Genomic DNA, 17,739 nt, shown 5'->3' with positions numbered 1-17,739 from the left:
TTTGGTTATTGTTGCAGGACGCATCGAGATGGAAGAGTTAGCCAACCTGTTTCACGGCTTCGCGGTCGCCCTGCAGCCCTACAACATCATGCTGATGATCATTGGCATCACGCTCGGGGTCATCATCGGCGTGCTTCCGGGGCTCGGCGGCGCCAACGGCGTGGCGATCCTCCTGCCCCTGACCTTCAGCATGCCGCCGACATCGGCGATCATCATGCTGTCCTGCATCTATTGGGGCGCCTTGTTCGGCGGCGCCATCACCTCGATCCTGTTCAACATACCCGGTGAGCCCTGGTCGGTGGCGACCACTTTCGACGGCTATCCGATGGCGCAGCAGGGCAAACCCGGCGAAGCACTGACGGCCGCCTTCACCTCCTCCTTCGTGGGCGCGCTGTTTGCCGTCATCATGATTACGCTTGTCGCCCCCCTCGTCGCAGGCTTCGCGCTGCGATTTGGCCCGGCGGAAAAATTCGCCGTGTACTTCCTCGCCTTTTGCAGCTTCGTCGGCCTGAGCAAGGAGCCGCCGTTCAAGACCATCGCGGCGATGATGATGGGTTTTGCGCTCGCGGCGGTCGGGCTGGATTCGATCACGGGGCAGTTGCGGCTGACCTTCGGCGTCACCGAGTTGCTCAACGGGTTCGACTTCCTGATCGCCGTGATCGGCCTGTTCGGGATCGGCGAGATCCTCTTGACCATGGAGGAAGGGCTGGCTTTCCGCGGCGGCAACGCGACGATCAACCTGCGGGTCGTACTGCACACATGGCGTGAACTGCCGAGCTACTGGATGACCTCGCTGCGCTCCTGCCTGATCGGGTGCTGGATGGGCGTGACGCCCGCCGGCGCAACGCCGGCCTCCTTCATGAGCTACGGCATCGCCAAGCGGCTGGCGCGGCGTGGCAATAACTTTGGCAAGGGCGAGATCGAAGGCGTGATCGCGCCGGAGACGGCCGCGCATGCTGCGGGCACCTCGGCGCTGCTGCCGATGCTGTCGCTTGGCGTGCCCGGTTCGCCTACGGCCGCGGTTCTGCTTGGCGGCCTGCTGATCTGGGGCCTGCAGCCCGGCCCGATGCTGTTCGTCGAGCAGAAGGAGTTCGTCTGGGGCCTGATCGCCTCGATGTATCTCGGCAATCTCGCGGGCCTGCTTGTCGTGCTCACCTGCGTCCCGATCTTCGCCGCGATCCTGCGCGTACCCTTTGGCATCATCGCGCCGCTCATCCTGGTGCTCTGTGCGATCGGCGCCTACTCGGTGCATAACAGCACCTTCGACGTGATGCTGATGCTGGTGTTCGGCGTGCTCGGCTATCTCCTGAAGAAGTGCAACTACCCGCTGGCGCCGCTGGTGCTCGCCATCGTGCTCGGCGACAAGGCGGAGGAAGCCTTCCGCCAATCGCTGCTGGGATCGCAGGGCTCGCTCGGCGTGTTCTTCTCCAACGGCCTCGTCAGCACGATCATGGTGCTCGGCCTGGTCGCGTTGTTCTGGTCCGCGATCCAGGAAGGCTTTAGCCGGCTGCGCACCGCGGCCGCGTGAATCGCGCGCACGCCAGCGCGCCGCGATCCGCCCTCTCGCGTCGCTTCTGGAATAAAGAATTCCACGCTTTACACGATCGCCCGACCGTCGCACCTCGACGTGCGCTGCCCCGCGCGCCCAGCGGAATCTGAAAAAGCCGTGGAGGCGTGAGCTTCCCGCAGCAGGCGGACTGAGTGCGGCGAGGAATATATCTTACGAAATCAAAGTATTAAGTGCGAACCGGTGGTGGTTTCGGGCTGCGCATGGATGGGCTTTACAATTCCGCCGTCATGGGATGATGTGAGCATCTCCCGCGATATTTCGCCGCACCTCTCAGCCCAGCCCGTCGCTTGAATCTTGGCATAATGAATACCAAGATGCCCGCCGCGCATTCGGGAATGATAAGATAAGCAAGGCGCGTCGGAGGATTCATGACGGATATGGTGCAGGCAACAGCGGCCCCCACTGCCGCGCGCGTGAGCGATGCCTATCGCTGGACGCAATTGGCGGTGGGCGTTCTGGCGATGGTGATGATCGCCAACTACCAATACGGATGGACGTTCTTCGTCCCCGACATCCAGAAAAAGTTCGGCTGGGATCGCGCGTCGATCCAGTGGGCGTTCACGCTCTTCGTGCTGTTCGAGACCTGGCTCGTGCCGGTCGAAGGCTGGTTCGTCGATAAATACGGCCCGCGCATCGTCGTGCTCGTCGGCGGCGTGCTCTGCGCCATCGGCTGGGCGATCAACGCCCAGGCCACCTCGCTCAACGGCTATTATCTCGGCATGATCATCGCGGGTATCGGCGCCGGCGGCGTCTACGGCACCTGCGTCGGCAATGCGCTGAAATGGTTTCCCGACAAGCGCGGTCTGGCCGCCGGCATCACGGCCGCCGGTTTCGGCGCCGGCTCCGCGCTCACGGTTGCGCCGATCCAGGCGATGATCAAGGACTCGGGCTTCCAGACCACCTTCCTCTATTTCGGTCTCGGCCAGGGCATCATCATCTGCATCCTCGCCTTCTTCCTGCTCGCGCCGAAGGCCGGACAGGTGCCGAACGTCGTGGCGAATGCGGCACTGCTGCAGAGCCGCCGCAACTATCAGCCGACCGAAGTGCTGCGTCAGCCGATCTTCTGGCTGATGTACTTCATGTTCGTGATCGTCGGCGCCGGCGGGTTGATGGTGACGGCGAACCTGAAGCCGATCGCGGCCGACTGGAAGGTCGACAACGTGCCGGTCACGCTGATGGCGGTGACGATGACCGCGGTGACCTTCGCTGCCACGATCGACCGCGTGCTCAACGGCCTGACGCGTCCGTTCTTCGGTTGGATCTCCGACATGATCGGCCGCGAGAACACGATGTTCATCGCCTTCGGCATGGAGGGCCTTGGCATCTGGATGCTCTACCTCTGGGGCCATGATCCGGTCTGGTTCGTGCTGCTCTCGGGCTTCGTGTTCTTCGCCTGGGGTGAGATCTACTCGCTGTTCCCCTCGACCTGCACCGACACGTTCGGCGCCAAGTTCGCGACCACCAATGCGGGCCTGCTCTACACCGCAAAGGGCACGGCCGCTCTGCTGGTCCCGATCGCCAACTACATGCAACAGTCGTCGGGCACCTGGGACAGCGTGTTCATCATCGCGGCCGGCGCCAACATCCTGGCCTCGGCGCTGGCGATCGCAGTGCTCAAGCCCTGGCGCAAGGTCGTGGTCGCCAAATCCACGCTTTGACGCAGCCCTCCTTTTCCTGACGAAAAAGCGCGCTCGGCCCCTCGGGGCCGGGCGTTTTCATTCGCGCTGCTTCTGCTTTCACGAGGGAGCGGATTTGATGCAGGTTCCCTCAAGATAGGGCTTGCATTCTGGGATATGGTATACCAGATTGCCCGATGCGCTTGCGACAATACGCCACAACATTGCGACACTAGGTCACAACCGGCGAGCGCATTGGGAGGACATTGATGATGACCGATACGGACGGCGCCGTTACGGCCGCGCCCCTGCGAAGTGGTTACCGTTGGCTCCAGCTCGCGATGGGCATCGTCTGCATGGCGATGATCGCCAACCTGCAATATGGCTGGACGCTGTTCGTCGATCCGATCGATGCCAAGTATCATTGGGGTCGCGCCGCGATCCAACTCGCCTTCACGGTCTTCGTCGTGACCGAGACCTGGCTCGTGCCGGTCGAAGCCTGGTTCGTCGACAAGTACGGCCCGCGCGTCGTCATCATGTTCGGCGGCGTGATGATCGCGCTCTCCTGGATCCTCAACTCCTACGCCGACTCCCTCACCCTGCTCTATGCGGCCGCGATCGTCGGCGGCATGGGTGCGGGCGCCGTCTACGGCACCTGCGTCGGCAATGCGCTGAAATGGTTTCCCGACCGGCGTGGGCTTGCTGCCGGCGCGACCGCGGCCGGCTTCGGCGCGGGCGCAGCACTCACCATCGTGCCGATCGCGAGCATGATCGCGTCGAGCGGCTACGAGAGCGCGTTCCTCAAATTCGGTATCGGCCAGGGCCTGATCGTCTTCGTGCTCGCCTTCTTCATCAGCCCGCCGCGGGTCTCGATCCCGCCGCGCAAGAAGAAGCTCAATCTGCCGCAGACCAAGATCGATTTCACGCCGCCGCAGGTGCTGCGCAGCCCGATTTTCTGGGTGATGTACCTGGTTTTCGTGATGGTCGCTTCCGGCGGCCTGATGACGGCGGCGCAGATCGGTCCGATCGCGCACGACTTCAAGATCGCCGACACGCCCGTCACGCTGGCCGGCTTCCAGATGGCCGCACTGACCTTTGCGATCTCGCTCGATCGCATCTTCGACGGTTTTGGACGTCCGTTCTTCGGCTGGGTGTCCGACACGATCGGCCGCGAGCACACCATGTTCATCGCGTTCGGAACGGCCGCGCTCATGTTGCTGACGCTGTCGGCCTACGGCCACGTGCCCGTCGTCTTCGTGCTGGCGACTGCGATCTATTTCGGCGTGTTCGGCGAGATCTACTCGCTGTTCCCCGCGACCTGCGGCGACACTTTCGGTTCCAAATTCGCAACCACCAACAACGGCATGCTCTACACCGCCAAGGGCACCGCGTCCCTGCTGGTCCCGCTCGCGAGCGTGATCTCGACCACCTATGGCTGGAAGGCCGTGTTCGTCGTGGCGGTGGCGCTGAACGCCACGGCGGCGCTGATGGCGCTGTTCGTCATCAAGCCGCTGCGGCGCTCCTTCATCCTCGGCAACGAGGCGACCGAGACGGACACCGCGACAGGCAAGGCCACGAGAAAGCCGAAGACGGCTTGAGCGGCCAGAGATCCGCAATACCTGAGAAGGGCGCTCAACGGCGCCCCTTTTCATTTGGGCCGGGAACGTCAGCGATCCTGCCGTTTAAATTTTCGGCTGAACCGCATCTTCGGTTTGACAATTGGCATAATGTATACCAGACTTATCCTGCACGATTGATCCAGGGAGGTTGCAATGCTGGTCGGAGACATTCTGAGCAAGAAGACGTCGCGCGTTGTAACGGTGCGGATGAACGAAACGGTCGAAATCGCCGCCAAGCTGATGCGCGCCAACAACATCAGCGCGCTGGTGGTGAAGGACGTCGTCCGCTCCGAGGGCAATACCGCGGTCGGCATGTTCACCGAGCGCGACGTGGTCCGCGCAATCGCCGAGCACGGCGCGAACGGCGTCAACGTCAAGATCTCGCAGCTCGTCTCGGTGCAGCAGCTCGTCTCCTGCTCGACCACTGATACCCTCGAGCATGTCCGCCACCTGATGAAGCGGCATCACATCCGCCATCTGCCGATCATCGACAATTACAGCCTCGTCGGCGTCGTCAGCATGCGTGACGTCTCGGCCGCCTTCGACGAAGTCGCCGCGAGCACGCCGCACGCGGCCTAAGACTCTTTGTTTGAGCATGATCTTTTCGGAAAACCGCTACGCACTTTTCCGGATCATGCTTTAGAGCCACTTCCCCTGCGACTGCCGGCCCCGGCTCGGATGCGTCCGAGCCGGACCGGACCTTTCGTCCCAAAATCTGGCTTCTGCCCGCGAGGAACTTCCATGAAGATCTGCATCTACGGCGCCGGCGCGATCGGCGGATATCTCGGCGTGCAGTTGGCGCGCGCCGGTGCCGACGTCAGCCTGGTCGCCCGCGGCGCCCATCTCGCCGCCATGCGCGAGCGCGGCCTGACCCTGCTCATGGGCGATGAGGAGCACACCGTGCATCCGCGCTGCACCGACGACGCCGCCGAGCTCGGCGTGCAGGACTACGTCATCATTACGCTGAAGGCGCACTCCATCACCGGCGTGATCGAGAAGATGCAGCCTTTGCTCGGGCCCCACACCCGCATCATCACGGCCGTCAACGGCATCCCCTACTGGTACTTCTACAAGCACGGCGGCGCTTACGAGAATTCGACGCTGGAGAGCATCGATCCCGGCGGCCGGCAGTGGCGCGAGCTGGGTGCCGAGCGCGCCATCGGCTGCATCGTCTATCCCGCCACCGAGATCGAGGCGCCCGGCGTGATCCGCCACGTCTACGGCAACAATTTTCCGCTCGGCGAGCCCTCCGGCGAGATCACTGGCGATGTGCAGCGCCTCGCCGACCTCTTCGTCCATGCCGGCATGAAGGCGCCCGTGCTCGACCGCATCCGCGACGAGATCTGGCTAAAGCTCTGGGGCAATGTCTGCTTCAACCCGATCAGCGCGCTGTCGCATGCAACCCTCGACGTGATCTGCACCGATCCCGCCACGCGCGCGCTGTCGCGGGCGATCATGCTGGAGACGCAGGCGATCGCCGAAAGCTTTGGCGTAAGATTCCGCGTCGACGTCGAGCGCCGCATCGAGGGCGCCCGCAAGGTCGGCGCGCACAAGACCTCGATGCTGCAGGACCTCGAGCGCGGCAGGCCCATGGAGATCGATCCGCTCGTCACCGTGGTGCAGGAGATGGGCCGCCTGACCGGCATTGCCACGCCCGCGCTCGACTCGGTGCTGGCGCTGGTGGCGCAGCGCGCCCGTATCGCTGGCCTCTATGACGGCACGACCGTCGCGTCCGGCCTCGCGCGGGCGGTGGCGTGATGGCGGCGGTGACCAGATGGCTTCGCTTCCGCCACGGCGGCAAAACCGGATTCGGAACGCTGGAGGCCGGCCGCATCGCCGTGCATGACGGCGAGATGTTCGGCACCTCGGCACCGAACGGCAAGGTGCTGGCGCTGTCGGAGGTCGAGCTGCTTGCGCCTTCCGCGCCGAGCAAGATCGTCGCGCTCTGGAACAATTTTCACGCGCTCGCCGCAAAGCTCAATCAGCCCGAGCCGCCGGAGCCGCTCTACCTGCTGAAGGCCACCACCAGCGTCGCAGCGCCCGGCGCGGTGATCCGCCGCCCCTCCTCCTATGACGGCAAGACCACCTATGAGGGCGAGCTCGGCATCGTGATCGGCAGGACCTCCAGCCGCGTCTCGCCGCCGGAAGCCGGCCGCTTCATCTTCGGCTACACCTGCGTCAACGACATCACCGCCAACGACATCCTCACGCGCGACCCGACCTTCCCGCAATGGGCGCGTGCCAAGGGCATCGACGATTACGGCCCGTTCGGCCCTGTGATCGCCACCGGCCTCGATCCAGCCAAGCTCGTGGTGCGCACCATCCTCAACGGCGCGGAGCGGCAGAACTATCCGATCTCGGACATGATCTTCAGCGCTGAGGAGCTGGTCAGCAAGATCTCCCACGACATGACGCTGCTCCCCGGTGACCTCATCGCCGTCGGCACCTCGGTCGGCGTCGGCGTGATGAAGGAGCCGGTCAACACCGTCACCGTCGCAATCGACGGCATCGGAGAACTCACCAACGAGTTTCGGCTGTAAGCGGGCGCACCGTTACCGCTTGCGAACCGCCGCGCGATGATGGGCTTCGCGAGAGCTCAACCCATCCTGCACACGTCACGCGACAGCAATCGTGGTCCACTGTTTGTCGTTCGCGTTTGCAATTGGTCGTGACTGCGTCACGTCAAGTGAGCTGGCGGTGCACTCCTTGAAATGTTCAGCGAGCACCGCATCGGCCAGGTGCTCCCAGAACTCCGCCTCGGCGAGCAGCTTCCAGCTTCTGTCGGGATGATAAGCGGCCGACTGTCGGCAGAGTGACGCCTGCGCGCGCAAGCGACGTACTGTTTCCATTCCCCAACCTCCCGTTGGTTCCCGTTTTTGGTTTCTTGTTTTTGTTGAGCAGGCTCACATGCGTTGGCGTCCTCAGGTGAAAGACGCCAGCCCTGCCATCGCGTCAGACCGGCTCCACGATCTGCTCGTTATTCACAGACGCAGTAAACATACGATCGTGTATATTGACAATCTAAAAAAAATATTTCTGCGAGAGTCGCAAACCGAACCATCAACTCGGCTTGAGTGAGGCATAGTCAGTCAGGCAGGGGTTTTCATCGAAAAACAGATCGCACCTCGAGCAAGAGCACGCGTGACGTCAGCGAGCGTCGCGGCAATGCTTTCGCTTGAGAGGCGCGATCAAGCCGCGAGTGAAAGCCGAAACAAAAGTCATACTAAATGGCCTGCTACGCGGTAGCTCACGTCAGGTTAGAGGATTCGTTCAAGGAGGGATCCGGCCGGTTGGAAAGAAGCGCTAGCCTCGAGCACCTCCCCCGGGCGCTCGTACAAGGCTTGCGGTGCATGCCCCCCAAGTGAAACGCGCCGACAGAGGCGCCAATTCCGACCGGCCGGTTTTTCCTGCAAAAAAGCGACGGAATCGCTTCCGACGCAGTTCAATGATCGCGATGGGAGGGACACCATGGCGCGCTTGCAGACCTCAACCGAAGAATCCACCTTCCTGATGCAGGCGAGGGAATTTCTCAACGAAGCTCGAAGGCTGAAGCCGGGCCCCGCGCGCAACGAGCTGCGCGAGACGGCCAAGGTGCTGCACGAGCTTGCGAGGCTCGATGCGGCATCAATGTCCGGCACCGCCTCGCATGGCGGCCCCCGATTCAACTCCTGAGGCTGTCCGCCGCCGCGCGACAATGGTTCGCAGTCGCCGGGTAGATCTGTTCGACTTCGAGACGCATGGTGTCGTGGCACTCGCACGCCGCCGCCTCGAGCCGGGACTTGTCGATCTCGATCCGACCTCGTTGATCGGACCTGATCGCTCCGCGCATGCGCAGATTGCGCATCAGGAGCGTCACCGTCGTACGCCGCACACCGAGTATTTCCGACAAGGCCTGCTGGGTGAGCGGAAGCATGTCATGGTCGATGCGGTCGCGAAGCTGAAGCAGCCAGCGGGCCATGCGAGCTTCGACCGGGTGCAGCGCGTTGCAGGCCGAGCCGCGCTGGAGCTGCGTCAGCATCGCCCTGACGTGGTTCTGGACAGCGCTCCTGATCGCTGGACTCCGGCTGAACGCGGCATGGAATCGCGACGCCGGGACCCGCGAGCCGGTGCCCGCCGCACGAACGACCGCGGTGATGGCTGAAGGTGCCGGGCCGAGCACCGAGAGAATGCCCACTGCCCCCTCGCGCCCGACGACGGCGGTGGCAACCGTCTGTCCGTCCGCCATATCGATCATCAGCGAAATAGCGCCACTATGGGGGAAGAAGACATGGTCGATCTGGTCGCCCGTGCGCGAAAGCACTGCGTCCTGATCGAGCGCCACCGTCTCCAGGTCGGGCAGCAGAAGGTCGAGGTCCGGCGCCGGCAGCGCCGCAAGGAGGTGATTTCCAATTCGGCCGGGATGCATCACTGGGCGCACCCCACGGCAAGATATCCGCGGCATTCCCCATTCGGAGCGTCGCGGAACAGTGGTCCTAGCATATGTTCAAATCTGTTGGTTCGACCTGCACTGGGATTGGAGTCACTTGATTGACTTGATTTCGCACTCAACAACGCACTCCGCACAACTCGGCGGCGGCATTTTTTCTTCTCGCCGCATTGTGAGAAATTAGAAGCAAATGCGTGTGCAGACGCAACTGCAAAATGCGAATGGGTAACACCGTACGCCGTCACGCTGAGTTCCAATTTCCGGCGCGCGGCAAACCACGCTCGCGAGCCGATCTGACATGGCTAAGACGCGCTGACTTGCTCGAAGCGCATCACACAGCAGTGATGCGACCTGCAAGTCGCCTTCCCTTTCCGCCGGACAGGATGGATGTGCAGAGCGAAGGTCCGGAACTTGATCGAAGTCGTTCTGTCATTCCGGGGCGGAGCGAAAGCGACGAGCCATGATGCGCAATTGCGGATCATAGCTCGCGACTTCGTCGCGCCCCGGAATGACGATCTTCGTGCGGCGACGCAGCAAAATTGATCCAGCGCAATTTCGCCGCCCCGATCGCTCCTATCCTCCGCGCAAGAAGAAAGTCCATTTCTGGGTGCAAGGGAGGAAGCGCCATGACGAATGCCGGCAATGCTCTTTTGTGGACGAGCCTGTACTTCGCGCTCTCGTTCGCTGCGATCTTCGTGGTCTGGTTCGCCGACAAGATGCGCTCGAACATTCTCGGGAAATGATAGCCGGAGGCGAGCTGGCTCCGGTCGACGGCGGCTGCTTGGCTTGATCCAGACGAGATGATTGCAGCACATGCGCGCGTCGTCTCGGGTCTGATTAATTGCTGGATTGCTTCGCAATGACGAGACTGGCGAGCGAGTGTGCCGCACTCTCATGCCCCTGACGCTGCGCAGCGCCGTGAGCGCGTTCATGCGCCTCTTCGACGCGCTGTGTTGGTGCGCTGCCGAGCCGGGGCCCATCTCACCGCCTCGAGCCGTGGCCGCATGGCTCCCGGCCTTGCGCAGCAACGCTTGGACGTTGCGGCGGGTCCGGGACATGAGAGACGAAAGAATTATCCCGCCGCACGGAATCACATCCCTCGCCCCCGGCATGATCGCCCTGCCCTGACCGCACCCTACGTCGATAGACTTTTGCCGACCTGGCCGGCATCCTCCCGCCGAAGGCAACCAACAACGGGCCGCGCGAAAAACCACGGGCCAGAGGAAACAGAGGGCGACCATGCTGAAGACACGTTTCACCGAGCTTGTCGGCGTCGAGCACCCGATCGTCCAGGGCGGTATGCAATGGGTCGGGCGCGCCGAGCTGGTCGCGGCGGTGGCGAATGCCGGGGCGCTCGGCTTCATCACGGCGCTGACCCAGCCGACGCCGGAGGACCTCACCCGCGAAATCGCGCGCTGCCGCGACCTCACCGACAAGCCCTTTGGCGTCAACCTCACCATTCTGCCCGCGATCAAGCCGCCGCCTTATGCCGAGTACCGCGCCGCCATCATCGAAAGCGGCATCAAGGTGGTGGAGACCGCCGGCAACAAGCCGCAGGAACATGTCGACGAATTCAAGAAGAACGGCGTCAAGGTCGTGCACAAATGCACCAGCGTCCGCCATGCGCTCTCGGCCGAACGCATGGGCGTCGACGCCATTTCGATCGACGGTTTTGAGTGCGCCGGCCATCCGGGCGAGGACGACACGCCCGGCCTGATCCTGATCCCGGCCGCCGCCAACAAAGTCAAGATCCCGATAATCGCCTCGGGCGGCTTTGCCGATGCCCGCGGCCTGGTCGCGGCGCTGGCGCTCGGGGCCGAAGGCATCAACATGGGCACCCGCTTCATGGCCACCAAGGAAAGCCCGATCCACCAGCTCATCAAGGAGAAGATCGTCGCCAATGACGAGCGCGAGACCGAGCTGATCTTCCGCACCATGCGCAACACTTCCCGCGTCGCAAAAAATGCCGTTTCGAGCAAGGTTGTCGCCATGGAGAAGGAAGGCGCAAAATTCGAGGACATCCGCGAGCTCGTCGCGGGCGCCCGCGGCAAGATGGTCTATGCGACCGGCGATTCCGACGAGGGCATCTGGTCGGCCGGCCAGGTGCAGGGCCTGATCCAGGACATCCCGAGCTGCGCCGAACTGATCTCGCGCATCGTGCGCGAGGCGGAGGCCATCATCCGCGAGAGGCTCGAAAGCATGATCGCGCGACCCAAGGCGCAGGCGGCCGAGTGAACACAAGAGCGATTGAATCAAGCGCATCAAGTTCCAGAGGTGACACATGAAGGCCTACGTCTATGGCCCTAACGGAGCAGCGATTTCCGACGTCGCTCAACCAAAACCAAAGGGCACGCAGGTCCTCGTACGTGTCCGCGCCTGCGGGTTGAACCGAGCCGACATCGGCATGCGCAAGGGCCACGCTCATGGCGCGGCCGGCGGCGCCGGCACCGTGCTCGGGATGGAGTGGGCCGGCGAAGTTGCCGGGCTCGGACCCGATGCGAAGGGCCTCACAGTCGGCGACCGCATCATGGGGTCGGGCGGCGCGGCCTTCGCGGAGTACACGCTGGCCGATCACGGCCGGCTGTTCCGCGCGCCCTCGAACATGAACTTTGAGGAAGCGGCCACCCTGCCCGTCGCGCTCGCGACCATGCACAACGCGGTCGTCACCGCGGGCGCCCTGCAGCCGGGCCAGACCGTGCTGATCCAGGGCGCCAGTTCCGGCGTCGGGTTGATGGCGATGCAGATCGCCAAGCTGAAGGGCGCCAAGCTCGTGGTGGGATCCTCGACCGACGCCACCCGCCGCGGCCGGCTCAGGGAGTTTGGTGCCGACCTCGCCGTCGACTCCTCCGATCCGGGCTGGGTCGAGGAGGTGCTGAAAGCCACCGGCGGTGAAGGCGTCGACCTCGTCATCGACCAGGTTTCAGGCCCGGTCGCCAACCAGAACCTGGCGGCCACCAAGGTCAAGGGCCGGATCGTCAATGTCGGCCGGCTCGGCGGCACCCATGCCGACTTCAATTTCGACCTGCATGCGGCCCGCCGCATCAACTATATCGGCGTCACCTTCCGCACCCGCACCATCGAGGAGGTCCGGGAGATCTTTGAGGAGGTCCGCAAGGACATCTGGGGTGCGGTCGAGCAGCGCAAGCTGCAACTGCCTATCGACAGGGTGTTTGCCTTCGCCGATATCGACAAGGCGTTCGAGCACATGGAGGCCAACAAGCACCTCGGCAAGATCGTCGTAACGGTGTGAGGCCTAGGACCGTCATTCCGGGGCGATGCGCAGCATCGAACCCCAATTCGCAATTGCGAATTGTGGAATCTCGAGATTCTCAGGTGCGCAAGTGCGCACCATAGTTCGGCTCTTCGAGCCGCCCCGGAATGACAACACCAATCGCTCCTGCAACTCAGTCGCGTCTGCACCTGTGGATGGTCGCTTGATGTTCGTCGGTGGCCTGCTAAATCCCCGGCCATGACCACTGAAACCTCAAAAACCTCGGTCGCGGCGATCTCGATCTTTGCCAGCGGCGGCATGGCGATCGCAAAATTCGTCGTCGGCATCGCCATCGGCTCGCTGGCGCTGATCTCGGAGGCGTTGCACTCCTCGATCGATCTGGTCGCGACCATCATCACCTGGGCGGTGGTGCGGGTCTCCGACAAGCCGGCGGATGACGAGCACCACTACGGCCACGGCAAGCTCGAGAGCATCTCCGCGCTCGGCGTCACCGCGCTGCTCTATGTGCTCGCCGGCGGCATCCTGGTCGAGGCCTATAGCCGGATCCGCGAGGGCACGCCGCCGCCGACGATCTCGGCGGTGCCGTTCGTCGTGCTGGTGATCGACATCGTCGTCAATCTCTGGCGGGCGCGCGCGCTGCATCGCGCCGCGCGGGAGACCAAGAGCCAGGCGCTCGCCGCCGATGCGCTCCACTTCGCGTCCGACGTGATGGGCTCGTTCGCCGTCATCGCCGGCCTCATCCTCGCAGCCCTCGGCTTCTGGTGGGGCGACGCGGCGGCTGCCGCAGCCGTTGCCGTGATGATCGCGCTGCTGGGCTTGCGGATGGCCGGCTCGACCGTGGAGACGCTGGTCGACCGGGCCCCGGACGGGGTCGCCGAGCGCGCCACCGCCGCGATCCGCAGCGTGCCTGGAGTGGTCGACGTCGAACGGCTGCGCGCGCGCATGGTCGGCTCGACCTATTTCATCGATGCCATCGTGCAGGTGCCCCGCACCTACCCGATCGACCGCATCGACGCCATCAAGCAGCAATCACAGCAGGCCGTGAGCAAGGCGCTTGGCGATGCCGACCTCACCTTCGCGGCCGTGCCGGTCGCGCGCAACAACGAGACCGTGCGCGACCGCATCATGGTGATCGCGCGCAATTCCGGCCTCGCCGTGCATCACGTCACGGTGCACGACCTCGGCGACAAGCTGATCGTCAGCCTCGACCTCGAGGTCGACGGCGAGATGCCGCTGGTTGCGGCCCACGACGTCGCTAACGCGCTCGAGCGCAACGTCAAGGACGACTTTGGCGAGGATGTGGAGGTCGACGTCCATATCGAGCCACTGGAACCGGAACTGCCGCACGGCATCGACGCTCCCGTAGAGCGGGTCGAAGCCATCACCGCGGCGCTGACAGGGTTTGCCGCCGGCTCCGACATCCACGACATCCATAATGTGCGCGTCCGCAACACCGACGCCGGCGAGATCGTCAACTTCCATTGCCGCGCCGTGCCCTCGATGAGCGTGATCCGCGTGCATGAGCATGTCGACGAGATCGAGCGCGCGTTGCGCCGCGCGTTCCCGAGCGTGAAGCGCGTCATCAGTCACGCCGAGCCGCCGCGCGCGTGAGGCGCGAGTCACACGTTCTCGTTTCGGACTCACACGCCACGTCATTTTTCGGAACGCCGCGGCGCCAAGTCTCCGTTGGACAAGATTTATTTCGTATTAACGAATCGTTGACTCTCGACAGCCCGGGAAAACTGGATTCAAATCGCTGTGATTCGGAAGCGAGCTGGGGCTCTTCCGAACCGGGTAGCAGCGAAGTTTTTTTCTGAGCCAGTGGGGGGCCGAAGGCATGGCGCGCGCAGACGCCGCGAACGCGTGCGTCCAATCCGATTCGATCAAAGGATTGGCGCAGTCGATCGCGAAACCTGCCTACCACCGGCTCCTGGTTGCAGAGCCGGCGCTGCGACGCGCTGTGCCGACGCTCATCATCGCCTTCCTCATCACGATTTGCCTCGGCGCGCTCGTGCAGGTCGTCGACCAGACCCGGCAGAAGCGCGCCGTGATGAAGCGCGACATCTCCGCGCTCGCCGATCTGCTCGGCGAGCGCATCGACCGTCTCACCTCGATCCGCGCCGAGCGACTGAAGAACATCGAGGCGCTGCCCACCCTGCTGCCCGACCTGATTCCGTCCTGGGGCACGGCGAACGGCCGCCACGTCGTCGTCACCTCTGCCGGCGCCGAGCGCCGCATCCTCGCCCGCATTCCCGTCGAAACCGATGTCGGCGGCAACGACCGCCTGCTCGACGCCATCACGACAGCGCAACTGCTCACGGCGCCGCCGCAGCAGGGCGGCGTCTCCGAGCTGACGCTGCCGAACGGCAACGGCGCGATGGTGACGTCGCGCACCATCAGGTCGCTGCCCGGCCAGGTCACCGTCATCCAGGAGAAGATCGAGCCGATCTGGGGCTCCGACGCGGCGCTCTCGGTGACCCTGTCGGCGACGACCGGCTTCGTCGTCCTGATCCTCGGCTTCGCCTTCCACTGGCAATCCACCCGCGCCCGCGAGGGCGACCTGATCAACGACGCCGTGCGCGGGCGCATCGACACCGCGCTCAATCGCGGCCGTTGCGGCCTGTGGGACTGGGACCTGTCGCGCGGCCGCATCTTCTGGTCGCAGTCGATGTTCTCGATGCTCGGGCTGGACGGCCGCAACGAGCTGCTTACCTTCGGCGAGGTCAACGCGCTGGTGAAATCCGACGACATCGACCTGTTCGCGATCGCCGACCAGCTCATCTCCGAACAGATCGACCACATCGACCAGACCTTCCGCATGCAGCATGTCGACGGCCACTGGATCTGGCTGCGGGTGCGCTGCGAGCTCACGAGCGCGGCCGATTCCGGCATGCACCTGATCGGCATCGCCGTCGACATCACCGAGCAGAAGAGCCTCGCCGAGAAGACGGTGGAGGCCGACCTGCGGCTGCGCGACGCCATCGAGACCATTCCTGAAGCCTTCGTGCTGTGGGACGCCAGCGACCGTCTGGTGCTCTGCAACTCGCACTTCCAGCGCCTGCACAGGCTGCCCGACACCGCAGTCATCCCCGGCACCTCCTACGAGACCGTGCTCGAGGTCGGCCGCATGCCGGAGGTGCGCACCCGGCACAACGAGACCGCCAACCCGGCGCCAGGCGCCCGCACCTTCGAGGCCCAGCTCGACGATGGCAGCTGGCTGCATATCAGCGAGCGCCGCACCAAGGACGGCGGCTACGTCTCTGTCGGCACCGACATCACGCGCATCAAGGAGCACGAGCAGAAGCTCGTCGACAACGACCTGCGCCTGCGCGCCACCGTGATCGACCTCAAGCGCTCGCAGGCCGCGCTGGAACGCCAGACCAACGAGCTGGCCGACCTCGCCGAAAAGTACCAGCGCGAGAAAACCCGCGCCGAGGAAGCCAACCAGACCAAGTCAAAGTTCCTCGCCAATATGAGCCACGAGCTGCGCACGCCGCTCAACGCCATCATCGGCTTCTCCGAGATCATGGGGAGCGGCATGTTCGGCGAGCTCGGCTCGGAAAAGTACCAGGAATACTGCCAGGACATCCTCACCAGCGGCCACTATCTGCTCGAAGTCATCAACGACATCCTCGACATGTCGAAGATCGAGGCCGGCCGCATGAAGCTCGACATGGAGACGCTGGACCTGTCGCGGACTCTCGCGGAGTCCCTGCGCGTCGTCTCCGGCCGCGCCGAGGATAAGAACCTCACGCTCGACGCCAAGATCGACAACACTATCTCCGTTGTCGCCGACCGCCGCGCCACCAAGCAGATCATCGTCAATTTGCTCTCCAACGCCGTGAAGTTCACCCCCGATGGCGGCCGCGTCGTCGTCCGTAGCCGGCAGCTCGAGGACCGGATCGTGCTGATGATCGCCGACACCGGCATCGGCATCGCGCCGCATTCGCTGGCGCGGCTTGGGCGTCCGTTCGAGCAGGTCGAGAGCCAGCTCTCCAAGACCTATCACGGCTCGGGACTGGGGCTGGCGATCGCCCGCTCGCTGGCGCAGCTCCACGGCGGCTCGATGCGGTTGCGCTCGAAGATCGACGTCGGCACCGTCGTCCGCGTGACGCTGCCGCGCGACGCCAAAAAGGCGATGCCCCGGATTTCCGCCGCCGCCTGACCCCTCAGGATTGCAGCGTCGGCGCAACTTCGCGTGCGATGTTGACCAGCGCGGCGATCAGCGGCGTCATCGGATCGCGCTGCGGGATCACCAGGCCAATGCTGTAGTTGACGTCAGGCTCGACGATCGGGATCGAGCGCACGGTGTCCGAGAGGCCCAGCGTCTCCGCAAGCTTCGCCGGCATCACGCTCGCCCAGCGCCCGGTCTTGACGTGGGTGAACAGCACCAGCAGCGAGTTCGAGGTCAGCGTCGGCCGCGCTTCCGCGCCGACCGAGCGCAGTGCACGGTCGATGATACGGCGGTTCTGCATGTCTGGTGTCAGCAGGCACAGCGGCACCTGTCCGACCTCCTTCCACGTCACCGTGTCGCGATCACCGAACATCGCGTCGGGTGCGGTCAGGAGGCGATAGCTCTCGTTGTAGAGCGGGATGGTGCGCACCTTGCCGATCGGCTCGTTCTCGATATAGGTCAGCCCCGCATCGACCTCGAGATTTTCGAGCAGCCCGAGCACCTCCGAGGACGTCGTCGACTGGATGCGGAAGCGCACGTCGGGATGCTTTGCGCGGAACGGCGTCGTCAATGAGGCCACCATGCCGAGCACGGTCGGGATCGCCGCGATCCTGATCTCGCCGGACAGCTTGTGCCTCAACCCGTTGATCTCGTCGCGCATGGCGCGGGTGTCGCCGACGATCCTGCGCGCCCAGTCGAGCGCACGCTCGCCTTCCGGCGTAAAACCCTGGAAGCGCGAGCCGCGCTGAACCAGCATGACGCCGAGGATCTCCTCGAGCTGCTTCAGCCCCGTCGACATGGTCGGCTGGGTGACGCCGCACGCCTCCGCCGCCCGTCCAAAATGCCGCTCCTTGGCCAGCGCCAGCAGCAGTTCAAGCTTGTCGATCAAGCGTCAGTCCCCTTGCGTATTTTCACGCCGTCCAAGCTATCACGGGCCGCCCCCTCCAACACGCGAAAACGCAGCGATTATCGCATTTTCGTATCGTCCGATTGCAGGTCCCTATCGATCCGGATTCCCGATCGCAGCATGAGACAGCTTTATTGATTTCCGAATGATTCCAATTCTCATAGGCGGGTCGGTCACCCTTTGGTTGAGAACGAG

At 64.0% G+C, this 17,739-nt stretch carries 14 protein-coding genes; 11 read left to right on the top strand and 3 right to left on the bottom strand.

All coding sequences use genetic code 11. From position 1 onward, the window contains the following. The first annotated feature begins 28 nt into the window (after nucleotides 1-28). The 6 genes from JQ632_RS08630 (at nucleotide 29) to JQ632_RS08605 (ending at nucleotide 7,345) form a co-directional block, all read left to right on the top strand. On the top strand, nucleotides 29-1,528 hold the full coding sequence (locus JQ632_RS08630) for a tripartite tricarboxylate transporter permease (RefSeq protein WP_212401865.1): 1,500 nt from the start codon (nucleotides 29-31) through the stop codon (nucleotides 1,526-1,528). A gap of 410 nt (nucleotides 1,529-1,938) precedes the next feature. Beyond that, the gene (gene oxlT / locus JQ632_RS08625) at nucleotides 1,939-3,228 is read left to right on the top strand and encodes an oxalate/formate MFS antiporter (RefSeq protein WP_212401864.1); all 1,290 of its coding nucleotides are present in this window, start codon (nucleotides 1,939-1,941) and stop codon (nucleotides 3,226-3,228) included. Nucleotides 3,229-3,455: 227 nt separating this feature from the next. Beyond that, complete coding sequence (oxlT, locus tag JQ632_RS08620; protein WP_212401863.1) at nucleotides 3,456-4,784, top strand: oxalate/formate MFS antiporter; 1,329 nt, start codon at nucleotides 3,456-3,458, stop codon at nucleotides 4,782-4,784. A 174-nt stretch (nucleotides 4,785-4,958) separates the two neighbouring features. Next, entirely contained in the window at nucleotides 4,959-5,384 is a 426-nt protein-coding gene (locus JQ632_RS08615) for a CBS domain-containing protein (RefSeq protein WP_212401862.1), read from the top strand. Between the two features lie 162 nt (nucleotides 5,385-5,546). After that, nucleotides 5,547-6,563, top strand: coding sequence for a 2-dehydropantoate 2-reductase (locus JQ632_RS08610; protein WP_212401861.1), 1,017 nt, complete (start codon nucleotides 5,547-5,549; stop codon nucleotides 6,561-6,563). Further along, nucleotides 6,563-7,345: a fumarylacetoacetate hydrolase family protein gene (locus JQ632_RS08605; RefSeq protein ID WP_249151595.1), complete on the top strand. Its 783-nt coding sequence runs from the start codon at nucleotides 6,563-6,565 to the stop codon at nucleotides 7,343-7,345. Before JQ632_RS08610 ends, JQ632_RS08605 begins: the two co-directional genes overlap by 1 nt. Before the next feature lie 75 nt (nucleotides 7,346-7,420). On the opposite strand, the gene JQ632_RS08600 is transcribed toward JQ632_RS08605, so the two are convergent. Next, a complete protein-coding gene (locus JQ632_RS08600; protein WP_212401859.1) occupies nucleotides 7,421-7,654 on the bottom strand; it encodes a hypothetical protein in 234 nt (77 codons plus the stop codon). A 619-nt stretch (nucleotides 7,655-8,273) separates the two neighbouring features. Between JQ632_RS08600 and JQ632_RS08595 the strand changes: the two genes are divergently transcribed. Further along, nucleotides 8,274-8,477 (top strand): hypothetical protein, encoded by a 204-nt coding sequence (locus JQ632_RS08595; RefSeq protein WP_212401858.1) that lies wholly within the window; start codon nucleotides 8,274-8,276, stop codon nucleotides 8,475-8,477. On the opposite strand, the gene JQ632_RS08590 is transcribed toward JQ632_RS08595, so the two are convergent. Further along, nucleotides 8,467-9,210 (bottom strand): Crp/Fnr family transcriptional regulator, encoded by a 744-nt coding sequence (locus JQ632_RS08590; RefSeq protein ID WP_249151635.1) that lies wholly within the window; start codon nucleotides 9,208-9,210, stop codon nucleotides 8,467-8,469. The genes JQ632_RS08595 and JQ632_RS08590 overlap by 11 nt on opposite strands. A gap of 1,260 nt (nucleotides 9,211-10,470) precedes the next feature. Here JQ632_RS08590 and JQ632_RS08585 point away from each other — a divergent pair. The 4 genes from JQ632_RS08585 to JQ632_RS08570 all read left to right on the top strand — a co-directional run bounded on the left by JQ632_RS08585 (nucleotide 10,471) and on the right by JQ632_RS08570 (nucleotide 16,628). Further along, nucleotides 10,471-11,466: a nitronate monooxygenase family protein gene (locus JQ632_RS08585; protein WP_212401856.1), complete on the top strand. Its 996-nt coding sequence runs from the start codon at nucleotides 10,471-10,473 to the stop codon at nucleotides 11,464-11,466. A 46-nt stretch (nucleotides 11,467-11,512) separates the two neighbouring features. Beyond that, on the top strand, nucleotides 11,513-12,481 hold the full coding sequence (locus JQ632_RS08580) for a zinc-binding dehydrogenase (protein ID WP_212401855.1): 969 nt from the start codon (nucleotides 11,513-11,515) through the stop codon (nucleotides 12,479-12,481). 219 nt (nucleotides 12,482-12,700) lie between these two features. Continuing rightward, complete coding sequence (locus JQ632_RS08575; RefSeq protein ID WP_212401854.1) at nucleotides 12,701-14,074, top strand: cation-efflux pump; 1,374 nt, start codon at nucleotides 12,701-12,703, stop codon at nucleotides 14,072-14,074. A gap of 226 nt (nucleotides 14,075-14,300) precedes the next feature. Then, entirely contained in the window at nucleotides 14,301-16,628 is a 2,328-nt protein-coding gene (locus JQ632_RS08570; protein WP_212401853.1) for a PAS domain-containing sensor histidine kinase, read from the top strand. A gap of 4 nt (nucleotides 16,629-16,632) precedes the next feature. Here the strand turns inward: JQ632_RS08570 and JQ632_RS08565 are convergent, their stop codons facing one another. Next, a complete protein-coding gene (locus tag JQ632_RS08565) occupies nucleotides 16,633-17,526 on the bottom strand; it encodes a LysR family transcriptional regulator (RefSeq protein WP_212401852.1) in 894 nt (297 codons plus the stop codon). Nucleotides 17,527-17,739 lie beyond the last annotated feature (213 nt).

This window comes from Bradyrhizobium liaoningense (assembly GCF_018130955.1).
Taxonomy (GTDB): domain Bacteria; phylum Pseudomonadota; class Alphaproteobacteria; order Rhizobiales; family Xanthobacteraceae; genus Bradyrhizobium; species Bradyrhizobium liaoningense_C.
This window is presented reverse-complemented; position numbering and strand designations above follow the sequence as displayed.

Bases quoted from the DNA above. Each gene is read 5' to 3' on its own strand.
- JQ632_RS08605 (WP_249151595.1), top strand. From the start codon at position 6,563: ATGGCGGCGGTGACCAGATGGCTTCGCTTCCGCCACGGCGGCAAAACC.
- JQ632_RS08590 (WP_249151635.1), bottom strand. From the start codon at position 9,210: ATGCATCCCGGCCGAATTGGAAATCACCTCCTTGCGGCGCTGCCGGCG.
- JQ632_RS08630 (WP_212401865.1), top strand. From the start codon at position 29: ATGGAAGAGTTAGCCAACCTGTTTCACGGCTTCGCGGTCGCCCTGCAG.
- JQ632_RS08585 (WP_212401856.1), top strand. From the start codon at position 10,471: ATGCTGAAGACACGTTTCACCGAGCTTGTCGGCGTCGAGCACCCGATC.
- JQ632_RS08615 (WP_212401862.1), top strand. From the start codon at position 4,959: ATGCTGGTCGGAGACATTCTGAGCAAGAAGACGTCGCGCGTTGTAACG.
- JQ632_RS08595 (WP_212401858.1), top strand. From the start codon at position 8,274: ATGGCGCGCTTGCAGACCTCAACCGAAGAATCCACCTTCCTGATGCAG.
- JQ632_RS08575 (WP_212401854.1), top strand. From the start codon at position 12,701: ATGACCACTGAAACCTCAAAAACCTCGGTCGCGGCGATCTCGATCTTT.
- JQ632_RS08580 (WP_212401855.1), top strand. From the start codon at position 11,513: ATGAAGGCCTACGTCTATGGCCCTAACGGAGCAGCGATTTCCGACGTC.
- JQ632_RS08600 (WP_212401859.1), bottom strand. From the start codon at position 7,654: ATGGAAACAGTACGTCGCTTGCGCGCGCAGGCGTCACTCTGCCGACAG.
- oxlT (WP_212401863.1), top strand. From the start codon at position 3,456: ATGATGACCGATACGGACGGCGCCGTTACGGCCGCGCCCCTGCGAAGT.
- JQ632_RS08570 (WP_212401853.1), top strand. From the start codon at position 14,301: ATGGCGCGCGCAGACGCCGCGAACGCGTGCGTCCAATCCGATTCGATC.
- JQ632_RS08610 (WP_212401861.1), top strand. From the start codon at position 5,547: ATGAAGATCTGCATCTACGGCGCCGGCGCGATCGGCGGATATCTCGGC.
- oxlT (WP_212401864.1), top strand. From the start codon at position 1,939: ATGACGGATATGGTGCAGGCAACAGCGGCCCCCACTGCCGCGCGCGTG.